This is a genomic window from Chitinophaga sp. (genome assembly GCF_035564935.1).
Lineage (GTDB): Bacteria > Bacteroidota > Bacteroidia > Chitinophagales > Chitinophagaceae > Chitinophaga.
Genome location: NZ_DATMTE010000721.1, coordinates 1 through 11,293, shown reverse-complemented (window position 1 = coordinate 11,293; position 11,293 = coordinate 1). Strand labels below are relative to the sequence as shown.

General features: G+C 47.9%; 9 protein-coding genes. 4 read left to right on the top strand and 5 right to left on the bottom strand.

From position 1 onward, the window contains the following. The first annotated feature begins 32 nt into the window (after positions 1 to 32). The 3 genes from uvrA to VN105_RS18600 are packed head-to-tail and all read left to right on the top strand — an operon-like array spanning position 33 to position 4,203. Complete coding sequence (gene uvrA, locus VN105_RS18610; RefSeq protein WP_325643033.1) at positions 33 to 2,912, top strand: excinuclease ABC subunit UvrA; 2,880 nt, start codon at positions 33 to 35, stop codon at positions 2,910 to 2,912. A gap of 24 nt (positions 2,913 to 2,936) precedes the next feature. After that, positions 2,937 to 3,413, top strand: a complete 477-nt coding sequence (locus VN105_RS18605) for a DUF6452 family protein (protein WP_325643032.1) — start codon at positions 2,937 to 2,939, stop codon at positions 3,411 to 3,413. Then, complete coding sequence (locus VN105_RS18600) at positions 3,376 to 4,203, top strand: DUF6048 family protein (RefSeq protein ID WP_325643031.1); 828 nt, start codon at positions 3,376 to 3,378, stop codon at positions 4,201 to 4,203. Before VN105_RS18605 ends, VN105_RS18600 begins: the two co-directional genes overlap by 38 nt. 53 nt (positions 4,204 to 4,256) lie before the next feature. Here the strand turns inward: VN105_RS18600 and VN105_RS18595 are convergent, their stop codons facing one another. After that, a complete protein-coding gene (locus VN105_RS18595) occupies positions 4,257 to 4,718 on the bottom strand; it encodes a GNAT family N-acetyltransferase (protein WP_325643030.1) in 462 nt (153 codons plus the stop codon). Between the two features lie 76 nt (positions 4,719 to 4,794). Here VN105_RS18595 and VN105_RS18590 point away from each other — a divergent pair, with 76 nt between their 5' ends. Further along, the gene (locus VN105_RS18590; RefSeq protein ID WP_325643029.1) at positions 4,795 to 6,285 is read left to right on the top strand and encodes an ATP-binding cassette domain-containing protein; all 1,491 of its coding nucleotides are present in this window, start codon (positions 4,795 to 4,797) and stop codon (positions 6,283 to 6,285) included. Between the two features lie 245 nt (positions 6,286 to 6,530). Here VN105_RS18590 and VN105_RS18585 read toward each other — a convergent pair whose 3' ends face one another. From VN105_RS18585 to VN105_RS18570, 4 genes are all read right to left on the bottom strand, one after another. Continuing rightward, entirely contained in the window at positions 6,531 to 7,895 is a 1,365-nt protein-coding gene (locus VN105_RS18585) for a Gfo/Idh/MocA family oxidoreductase (RefSeq protein ID WP_325643028.1), read from the bottom strand. Positions 7,896 to 7,921: 26 nt separating this feature from the next. After that, positions 7,922 to 8,779: a sugar phosphate isomerase/epimerase family protein gene (locus VN105_RS18580; protein WP_325643027.1), complete on the bottom strand. Its 858-nt coding sequence runs from the start codon at positions 8,777 to 8,779 to the stop codon at positions 7,922 to 7,924. Between the two features lie 213 nt (positions 8,780 to 8,992). Then, entirely contained in the window at positions 8,993 to 9,337 is a 345-nt protein-coding gene (locus tag VN105_RS18575; protein ID WP_325643026.1) for a hypothetical protein, read from the bottom strand. 58 nt (positions 9,338 to 9,395) lie between these two features. Continuing rightward, positions 9,396 to 11,123, bottom strand: coding sequence for a GMC family oxidoreductase (locus tag VN105_RS18570; protein WP_325643025.1), 1,728 nt, complete (start codon positions 11,121 to 11,123; stop codon positions 9,396 to 9,398). Between the last annotated feature and the right edge of the window lie 170 nt (positions 11,124 to 11,293).

Sequence of the window (11,293 nt, the reverse complement as noted above, 5' to 3'; positions counted from 1 at the left end):
GCAATTATGCCGTAGCTTAGTAGTTTAATATTATGGCAAAGAAAAAAGAGAATGTACCCGAGACTTCCGTAGCGCAAGCCCCGGCAGATGAACAAATAGCCATCTTTGGCGCCCGGGAGCATAACCTGAAAAACCTGGATCTGCAGTTGCCCAAAAACGAACTGGTAGTAATTACCGGCATCAGTGGCAGTGGGAAATCATCACTGGCATTTGATACCATTTATGCAGAAGGACAACGCCGTTACATGGAAAGCTTTTCCGCTTATGCCCGCCAGTTTATCGGCGATATGGAAAGGCCCGATGTAGATAAGATCACCGGGCTTTCCCCCGTTATTTCTATAGAACAGAAAACAACGAATAAAAATCCCCGGTCTACTGTTGGCACTATCACGGAGATATACGATTTCCTCCGCCTGCTCTATGCACGCGCCGGAACCGCCTACTCCTACAATACCAACAAACCAATGACCCGCTTCTCCGAAGAGGAAATACTGGCGCATCTTTTCAAACACTATAAAAATAAAAAACTGGTTATCCTCGCCCCCCTCATACGCGGACGAAAAGGCCATTACCGGGAACTGTTTGAACAGGTACGCAAACAAGGTTATCTCAAAGTGCGGATCGACGGGGAAATAGAAGACCTGAAAGAAAGGATGCAGGTGGATCGCTACAAGATCCACGATATAGAACTGGTAATAGACCGCATCCAGGTACAGGAAGACGCCCGTACCCGGATCAGCCAGAGCGTGCAGAAAGCGCTCACCATGGGAAAAGGACTGCTGTTTATTATGGATCACGATACCAATAAAGTGAGCCAGTACAGTAAACAGCTGATGTGTGAAGATACCGGCCTTTCCTATGAAGAGCCCAGCCCGAACACCTTCTCCTTTAACTCGCCCTACGGCGCCTGCCCCCGCTGTAAAGGACTGGGCACCATTTACCAGATAGATATGGACGAAGTAATCCCTGATTACAACGTATCCATCACCGATGGCGGCCTGAAACCACTGGGCGAGGCCCGCGATACCTTTACTTTTAAACAGGTACAGCAACTCGCCAAAAAGTATAAATTTTCCTTAACAGCCCCTATTTCCAACATACCACAAAAAGCCCTCAACGTATTGTTGTTTGGCGATGAAAACGGTAAACTGGAAGTAGACATGGAATTTGGGGAAAATAACGGCGGTACCGAATACGCTACAGAATACGAAGGCGTTGTGAATATGGTTCGCCGCTATTTCAACGATACCTCTTCCGATCATGTACGCAGCTGGGCAGAAGGCTTCATGAAACTAAGCACCTGCCCTGAATGCAACGGCGCCCGCCTCAAAAAGGAAAGCCTGTTCTTTAAGATCGATGAAAAAAATATTTCCGAACTCGGTAACATGGACCTGGATAAGCTCCTGGCCTGGTTTGGAAATATCGAAAGTCGCCTGGAGAAAAAACAAAACGCTATCGCTAAAGATATCCTGAAGGAAATCCGCGAGCGGCTTGGGTTCCTGCTGAACGTTGGGCTCAACTATCTTACCCTGAACCGGGCCACCAGGACCCTCAGCGGCGGCGAATCACAGCGTATCCGCCTTGCCACCCAGATAGGATCGCAGCTCATGGGCATCACCTATATCCTCGATGAACCTAGTATTGGCCTGCATCAGCGCGACAATATGCAGCTGATAGATGCCCTGCGCAACCTGAAGGAAATGGGTAATACCGTAATTGTAGTGGAGCACGATAAAGACATCATGCTGCATGCCGATCACCTGGTGGATATTGGTCCGGGTGCAGGCGTACATGGCGGTCAGATCATTGCACAAGGCACTCCCAAACAAATCCTGAAACTCAATACGCCTACGGCTGGGTATCTGAATGGCAAAACATCTCCTGAAATACCCGCCCAGCGCAGGAAAGGCAATGGTAATTTCCTGGAGCTGAAAGGCGCTTCCGGCAACAACCTGAAGAATGTGAACCTGAAACTGCCCCTGGGCACTTTCATCTGTATCACCGGCGTTTCCGGCAGCGGTAAATCTACGCTGATCAACGAAACCCTGTATCCCATTCTTTCCAAACATGCGTACGACTCCAAAATGGTTCCGATGCCGTACAAAAGCATCAAAGGACTGGAGTTCATAGATAAGGTGATTGAAATTGACCAGTCGCCCATAGGCCGTACCCCACGCAGTAACCCGGCTACCTATTGCGGTTTTTTTACCGACATCAGAACCCTTTTTGCATCCGTACCGGAAGCAAAGATCAGGGGTTATAATGCCGGCCGCTTTTCCTTTAATGTAAAAACCGGCCGTTGCGACGTTTGTGAAGGCGGCGGTATGCGCGTTATTGAAATGAACTTCCTTCCGGATGTATACGTGCATTGCGAAAAATGTAACGGTCGCCGTTATAACCGCGAAACACTGGAAATACGCTATAAAGGCAAATCTATTTCGGATGTACTGGATATGACCGTAGATGAAGCCGTGGAGTTTTTCCAACCGGTACCATGGATCTACCGGAAAATAAAAACCCTGCAGGATGTGGGACTGGGATACATTACCCTCGGGCAATCTGCCGTAACCCTCTCCGGGGGCGAAGCGCAGCGGGTAAAACTGGCCACCGAACTTTCCAAGAAAGACACAGGCAAAACCATTTATATCCTCGATGAACCAACCACGGGACTACATTTCCAGGATATACAACTGCTGCTGAAAGTACTGTATAAACTGGTAGACAGGGGCAATACAGTACTGGTTATAGAACATAACCTGGATGTTATTAAAATGGCCGACCACATTGTAGACCTGGGCCCCGAAGGCGGCGGAGGCGGGGGAACCATCCTCTGCACCGGTACCCCGGAACAGGTAAGTACCTGCAAGGACAGTCATACCGCCAGATTCCTCAAAAAGGAGCTGGGAATTTAATATCTTGCCAACTGTAAACAAGCCATGAAAAGCATCTACCAGATATTACTGACCTGTTTCATTTTCGCAGGCATCATCGCCTGCGAAAATGAAACGAAGGTATGCGATCAAACGCTGCGGAATGATTACCATACGCATTTAATGCGTAAACTCAATAACAGGTTGGCAGATACCGTTATGCCCAAGGTAACCGCATACGCCTTTGGCAGGGATACCATTTATAAGAGCCAGCCGCTGGGCGACCTCTTCTTCCAGCTGTCGCCGATTGCAGACAGCAGCCTCTTTTACCTGAAAGTGGATTCCAGCTTTGTACCCGACACCTTAAAGATCAGGTATACACGGCAACAGCACTTTATATCGCCCGGATGTGGTTTTGGTACCTACTTTAACATAGATACCGTTATCACCACCATGCATACCATCGATTCTGTTGCAATTAATAATAAGTCCGTAACTAGCAGTAATGACACGCATCTTACTTTGTATTTCTTTTTTAACTAGTATCCTGCTCAGCGTTGCTTCCACGGCACAAAACAAGCCGGCAGCCGTAAAAACGGATACCTTGCATAAAGCTGTTAAAACAGATACTGCCCGCAAAGCACTGGCCGATACGGCAAAAACAGCAGTGGCGCTACATAAAGACAGCTCCTGGTATATTCCTGGCTTAGTGCGGATAGGAGTGGATCTTAGCCGGATACCATCTGCCATCTATTATCCCTATCGGAAAGAAGTAACGGTGGTGGCAGATGCCCGCATTAACGGCAACCTTTATGCTGCCTTTGAAGGCGGATATGCCAATACCCCCTACAGCGATACGAATTATACCTATAAAGGAAACGGTATGTTTGTAACCCTGGGCGTTGATTATAATTTCCTGAAAAGACAATATGTGACCGAGAAGAATATGTTCTATGCAGGCTTCCGTTATGGATTTTCTCATTTTAACTATTCCGTTCCCACTTATTCTATCAAAAATACTTACTGGGGCGATAACCTCAGTGGGAGCATACCCAAAACTGCGGTAAATGCCCATTGGGTGGAGTTACTGGTAGGACTAAAGGTAGAAGTACTGAAAAATCTTTTCATGGGCTGGAACATCCGGGAACGCATCCTTGTCAACAATGTAAAAACAGATAACATGTCGCCCCTGGTCATTCCCGGGTTTGGCTCCGGTTCCAAGAAATCTGTTTTTGATGTACAGTACACTATTTCATACGCTATTCCTTTTTACCGGATAAAAGAACACGCGCCTGATAAAGAGGTGAAAAAGAAAAAAATACCTAAGCGGTAATTTTTTTGGGAGATATAAGCAGGCGGTTTGTCTATATCTCCCCGAACATTATATCATGGCCTCAGCATCTCGATGTGAGGAATCCCATCTTCCATATAAGTATCACTGGTTTGCTCAAATCCCAGCGAGGTATAGAACTGCTGCAGGTATTGCTGTGCACCTATCCTGATAGGAATTATCCCATAATGTGCCTGGAGCACCGCAATGGAATGCTCCATCAGCAGCCTGCCGGCTCCCTTTCCACGGGCCTGCGGGGAAGTAACCACCCTTCCGATAGATGCTTCTTCAAACTTGATTCCCGGGGCGAAAATACGGGTATATGCCAACAGCCGGCCTTCCTCATCCGTTCCCATCAGATGCAGCCCTTTCTGATCTGAATAATCCAGGTCCTGGTAAGGACATTGCTGCTCCACTACAAATACCTCGTTACGCAAATGCAGGATAGCATAGAGTTCCGCGGTTGTTAACTCATCAAATGATTTCGTATTCCAGATCATACCCTCAAACTTTGCCATAAATTTACTGGAAGCTTTCAATAATCGGGTTAATTTTATATCCGACAGATGAATACTGAGCCCAATCGTTCAAATTATGACAGAACAGCAAACACCGTTCCTCTCACTGGAACATATTACAGTGAGGTATCTCGACAAAACATTATTCAATACCCTCACCTGGCAGATCAATAAAGGCGAACAATGGGCCGTTACAGGTCCAAGTGGTTCCGGTAAAACTGCCCTGCTGAATACCATTCTCGGTAAGTTTAACATTATCAACGGGAGTATCCACTACCACTTCTACGATGAATGGTGCCGGCAACATACCATCACAGATCCCTGGTTCAATTACCGCAACCTGGTAGCCCTGGTAGGTCATCATCATACCTTCCGCAACCTTTCCAACACTACCACTGATTTTTATTATCAGCAGCGCTTCAACAGCATGGATGCTGATAATTCACCCACCGTAATGGAATACCTGGAACTAACCGAAGTTCCTGCATTGCTTCAGCCGCTGCGTATTGCACCGCTGATGGAAAAACGGCTCATTAAATTATCTAACGGCGAAACACGCCGGGTGATGATTGCCCGCGCCCTCATTCAGCAACCGCAACTGCTCATGCTGGATAATCCCTACATCGGGCTGGATGTGCAGGCCAGGAAAGATTTCAGCGCCATGATCAATGAAATCATTACCGGCGGCGCTACCGTAATACTGTCCACCGCTCCCGGCGAAATACCGGAACATATCACACATGTGCTTACACTGGAAAACGGCGCTATAACCGGCAAGTATACCCGCAGCGAATTTATGAAGCTGCCGTTGCCCGCTGTAGCAGAAATATCACTTCCCGAAATGGAAGCAGGGAAAATTGCCGCATTGGTACAAAACAGCCCCAACAAGCAGTTCGATACCATTGTGCGCATGGAAGACATTCACATTAAATACGGTGAAAACACTATTCTGAACGGCATCAACTGGACGGTAAAGCCCAACGATAAATGGGCATTGCTCGGCCCCAACGGCGCCGGGAAATCCACCCTGCTAAGCCTCGTGAACGGCGACAATCCCCAGGCATATGCCAATAAGCTCTGGCTGTTCGACCGGAAACGCGGCAGCGGCGAAAGCATTTGGGATATCAAGAAAAAAATAGGCTTCGTATCGCCGGAACTGCACCAATACTTTACCTCCCGCGACAACTGCCTGCAGGTGGTTTGCTCCGGCTTCTCTGATGTAATTGGCAGCACCCGGCCGGCTACCGCTGAACAACAACAGGTAGCGCGCGACTGGATGAGCGTTTTGAATATTGCCACACATGAAAAAACACCTTTCAAACAAGTACCCGAAAGCGCACAGCGCCTTACCCTGCTGGCCCGGGCCCTCGTTAAAAATCCGCCGCTGCTGATCTTTGATGAACCCTGTCAGGGACTGGACGCCCAACAAAAGATACATTTCAAAAAAGTAATTGAACAACTTTGCGAACATATGCCGGTAACCCTCATCTTTGTTACCCACTACGAAGATGAACTGCCCGCCTGTGTTGATAAGTTCCTCCGCCTGAACAAAGGCGAAATGGTGTAGAGGATCGCCTTCGGCGATTGTTGCGGATTTTGTCTGACTCAGGATTAAAATGATTAAACTGATTACCCTGATTTGATTTTTTAGGATTTTATAGGTGATTAAAATGATTTGAGGAGATTTAAGCGAAAGTATTCGCTTAAATCTCCTCAAATCATTTTAAATCCAAAGTAATCAAATCAGGGTAATCAGTGTAATCAGTTTAATCCTGAGTCAGACAAAATCCGCGTCGCCGAAGGCGACAAACATTACATCTTGAACACCTTACCTCCCACCATTACTTCCTGGGTGGCTTCGTCAAAGGTAGATTTCATACCTGTGCGGTAGGCTGCATTACCCATAATGAGTGCAATGGAATGTGAGTAGGCTGCTTCAATGGGTGCATTGGGCTGCTTACGTTCACGCACACATGTCATCCAGTTGCGTACATGCGCATTGGTGAGCGGATCACCGCCGGTGTTTGCGCTGGTGGTTGCAGCCGCTTCGTTGCTGAGCGTTTGGTTGGGCAACAGGTTGGCATGCATGCCCATTTCCTGGGCTTCTCTTTCTGTGAGGCCACCGGTAGAACTTATTTTGTTGGTAGACATATCGATGGTGCCACCATTGGAATAATAGATCTCCTTGGTACCGCCGGCGGAATTATGGAAACGGCTGCTGTACATTACCTGGAAGCCGCTGGAAGGATCATTCTCCGGACCGTAGTCGAATACTGCGGTGAGGGTATCCGGATTCTTACGGCCATCTTTCCACATATAGATGCCCCCGTTGGCTACGGCGCTGCGCGGGTGTTTCAGACCGCTGAACCAGTGTACCGTATCTATCTGGTGGGTCATCCACTGGCCGAAGATACCGGAAGAATAAGGCCAGAAGAGGCGGTATTCAAGGTATTTACGCGGGTCCCAGCTATCCTGCGGGCGACCGGCAAGGAAGCGTTTCCAGTCTGTATCAGATTCCCTGATGGACTTCACCAGGTCCGGGCGGCGCCAACGGCCGGGTTGATTCACGTTCCAGGTCATCTCCACCATGGTAATAGGGCCAAATTTTCCCTGCTGGATAAAGTTAGCGGCAGCATGGTAACTGGAGCCGCTGCGGCGCTGCGTGCCCACCTGCATAATGCGGCCGGAATCTTTCACCGCCTTGAGTGCATTGCGGGCTTCTTCCATTGTTTCCGCGAAAGGCTTTTCGCTGTATACATCGCACTTGTTCTTTACCGCTTCAATAGTATGATAAGCATGCGCAAAGTCGGGGGAGGCAATGAACACCGCGTCCAGTCCTTTGATATTATACAGCTCATCATTATTCATACAGGCCTGCACGTTATGCCCCGTTTTCTGCTGCAGGAAAGCCTTTCCTTCGTCCCTGCGGCGGTTCCATATGTCGGATACCGCAACCAGGTCGAAGTTCAGTTCCTTGTTGTTATTAAAGAAAGATGGCAGCAGCGCCTGGCGCGCACGATCAGAAAATCCTACCAACCCAACGTTTACACGGTCGTTGGCGCCCATAATGCGGGCATAGCTGCTGGCGGGTATTCCCATTGCACTGATAGTGACACCGGCTCCTGCCAGTAGCGACTGTTGCAGAAATTCCCGTCTTGTTTTTTTTGATTCAGACATATAAAAGTGTTTTTATAGTGTGTTGTTTATTTGGCGTAAGCTTCTTTCAGTTGTCCTTCCAGGTAATCGAAAGCCGGTTTGTATTGCGTAGCAGGGTCTTCCCAGCGGCATTCCATCATAATATGACCGGTATACCCAATTTTATGCAGGGCGGCGAAATAAGGCCGGAAATCGTCTCCCGCAACACCGGGAGCCGTGCGCTTCTCTCTTTCCGCAATATGGCAATGTACCAGTACCCCCTTGGCATTTTCAATACTGGCAGGGGATTCCTGCTCTTTCAGCATATGATATATATCTGCGGTGAGCCGGAAGTTGGGATGGCCGATCTTTGTAACAATTTCATTCCCTTCCGCCAATGTGTTCACGAAATTGGTTTCCGTGGAATTAAGGTTTTCCATGGCGATGACGATATTGTATTTTGCCGCCACCACTGCCATTTTACGGCATAAGGCGATGAACTGTTGTTTACATTTTTCGCGGTCTGCTCCGTCGGGTATCTTCCTCGCTTCACCGCTACCCAACACAATGAGTTTCACACCGGCAATTTTTGCGCGCTGCATTACAGAGTCCACATAGCCCAATACCTTTGTTTCGTTCACCTCGCTGCCTACTATTTTCATTGTTCCCGGGATAAATACATTGCAGCTCCGGATCTTACATTTGCTGCCGCGGATGGCATGCAGTTGTTCCCTGAACTGGGCTTCGCTCAGTGAGGGCGACAGGATCTTGCGCACCGTTTCCTCCAGGTAGGTAAACCCTGTGGCGGCAGCGAGACTGTCGTTCGAAAAAGAGGTACAGATCCCTATCGCCGGAAGCGATTGTGCATTCGATTGCAAAAAAGAGCCAATGACAATGGAAAAAAGTAGCAGCAACCAAGTTTTCATAACGTCTGGTAAGTTTATGTGGAAAAACGGAACAGCCTTAAGATAATATCTAATTCCGGAAAAACAAAACAAAAAGAAGATGGGCGGAAAAAATTAAACCAATTCAGGCTATCATCCTAACTTCCTGGCAATAGCACAGTAAAGCAAAATGATAGCCTGATGAATAAAAACTGATTGAATTTTTATGGGGAAGAAAGGAGAAAGAAATTCAGACTATTTATATTCCTGTTCTAAAAATGTACTTATTTCCTGTTCCAGTTTTTTCTGTTCCGGATAAAACGGCGCAAACCTGTACAATATACTGCATCCGCCTGCAACAATAAGATCCAGGAAAAAACAAATTACGGTGAGCAATGATGGTTTAAACATCTGCTCTATAACAATTCCATTATCTTCTCTTGTTACCTGGATGGCTACGAAAGTTGATTTCTCCACGAAAACACTTTGTTTATTACCAAAATCAAACAGGTTGTATGCATACCTGCCGGAGAATCTTTGTTTTAGTGTCTCTGCAATTTCGTTAATAGATGGGAGTAATTTTGAGGAGGTAATAACCATCTTTTTTTTCTTATCAATTTAACTATAAATTCTGACAAATGCTCAATTAAAAATGCTGTTACAGATTTCCCTTCTTCATTTCACTCACTGCATAACCGGCAGCCCTTGCCGTGAGCGCCATGTATAAAAGCGAGGGACTTTGATTACCGGTGCTTGCCATTGCGGCGCCATCTGTAACAAATACATTGCGGCAATGATGGAGCTGGTTCCACTCATTCAGCAACGAAGTGCGGCTATCCCTGCCCATGCGGCAACCGCCCATTTCATGGATATCAAGGCCCGGCGCCTGCCGGTTATCATGCTGCTGAATATTTTTACAGCCTGCACGGTCCAGCATCTCTGCGCTTTGTGTGAGGAAGTCGCGGATCATTTTCTCATCATTGTCGTCATAATCAACAGACATTACCAGCAGAGGAATGCCCCATTGATCTTTCTGATCAGTACTTAACCGCACATGGTTGGTTTCCTTCTGGATCGTTTCTCCCTGCATGTACATATAAGTATGCCATGCGCCGGGTTCGGTCAGTGCGTCTTTATAAGCGGCGCCAATGGCAGCTGTTTCCATTCCGGTGTTTCCGCGTATGCGGTGTGCGCCCATAAACGTGGTAAACCCACCCACGTAATCAGTGTCTTGCCGGTGCAGGTTGCGGTAATTGGCAATGATGGGCTCTGTAGGATTACGGCCGTAGTAGTACTTGTCTTCCATTCCTTCCATCTCAGCGCTTACAGACGCCCGGTAGTTGTGGAACGCCACATACTTTCCCAGCAGCCCGTTGTCGTTGCCCAGGCCGTTGGGGAAACGCCGGCTGGTAGAATTTAGCAACACCAGGTTGCTGTTCAGTGCAGATGCGTTCACAAAAATGATACGTGCAAAAAAATCGGTGGTTTGTTTTGTATTTGCATCAATTACACGCACACCGATAGCTTTACCTTTTTGTTCGTCGTAAATGATGGAGTGTACTACTGAAAAAGGTCGCACGGTAAGCCTGCCTGTTTTCATTGCCCAGGGCAGTGTAGAAGAAACCGAACTGAAATATCCGCCAAAAGGGCATCCCCGCATACATAAATTCCTGGCCTGGCATTTAACCCTGCCTTGCTGAAAATGTATTTCCTGCGGTGCGGTAAGATGCGCCCAACGTGCATGCACCAGGTGGCGGTCTTTGTAATTTGCCCGGATCTTTTGCTGTATCGCGGCTTCTGCGCAGTTCAGATCGAACGGGGGAAGAAACTCGCCGTCCGGCATGGCTTCAATTCCATCGCGGGTGCCGCATACCCCGATAAACTTTTCCACATGCGAATACCACGGGGCTATTGTTTCATAGTTAATGGGCCATCCGGGGCCGTAACCATAACGCTCCGGGGCTGTAAATTCAAACCCGCTCCAACGCTGGCAGGCACGGCCCCATGTGAGCGACTTCCCACCTACCTGGTATCCCCGGATCCAATCGAACGGTTTTTCCTGTATATAAGGATGATCTTTGTCTTTGATAAAAAAATGCGCGGTATCTTCTCCAAATCCTGCCGCCTTCGAGATCAATGGGTTCTCCTGTAAAAAATCTTTTGTCATTTGCCCGCGGTGCCTGAACTCCCACGGTGCTTTCGTAGCGGTTGGATAATCCTTTACATGCTCCACATTGCGGCCGCGTTCCAGTACCAATGTTCTTAATCCCTGGTCGCACAACTCTTTGGCGGCCCATCCCCCGCTGATACCGGAGCCGATCACAATGGCATCGAAGGTGTGTTGCTCGGCGCCTTTTCCCTGGATGGAAAAACTGTTTTTTGTCATAACATGGAATTACAGGTAGCAATGAAATATATAACTGAACCGGTCTATCTCTTCACTTCTTTCTCATACTGCTTAATCCACGCTGCCGGTGTAATCTTTCCTGCCAGCTCGCCCGCCAGTTCATATGGGATCACTGCTGTTTTGCTGAACCGGATACAACTTTTGCCTAT

Coding starts and splice junctions, on each gene's coding strand:
- uvrA (WP_325643033.1), top strand. CDS start 33: ATGGCAAAGAAAAAAGAGAATGTACCCGAGACTTCCGTAGCGCAAGCC.
- VN105_RS18605 (WP_325643032.1), top strand. CDS start 2,937: ATGAAAAGCATCTACCAGATATTACTGACCTGTTTCATTTTCGCAGGC.
- VN105_RS18600 (WP_325643031.1), top strand. CDS start 3,376: ATGACACGCATCTTACTTTGTATTTCTTTTTTAACTAGTATCCTGCTC.
- VN105_RS18595 (WP_325643030.1), bottom strand. CDS start 4,718: ATGGCAAAGTTTGAGGGTATGATCTGGAATACGAAATCATTTGATGAG.
- VN105_RS18590 (WP_325643029.1), top strand. CDS start 4,795: ATGACAGAACAGCAAACACCGTTCCTCTCACTGGAACATATTACAGTG.
- VN105_RS18585 (WP_325643028.1), bottom strand. CDS start 7,895: ATGTCTGAATCAAAAAAAACAAGACGGGAATTTCTGCAACAGTCGCTA.
- VN105_RS18580 (WP_325643027.1), bottom strand. CDS start 8,779: ATGAAAACTTGGTTGCTGCTACTTTTTTCCATTGTCATTGGCTCTTTT.
- VN105_RS18575 (WP_325643026.1), bottom strand. CDS start 9,337: ATGGTTATTACCTCCTCAAAATTACTCCCATCTATTAACGAAATTGCA.
- VN105_RS18570 (WP_325643025.1), bottom strand. CDS start 11,123: ATGACAAAAAACAGTTTTTCCATCCAGGGAAAAGGCGCCGAGCAACAC.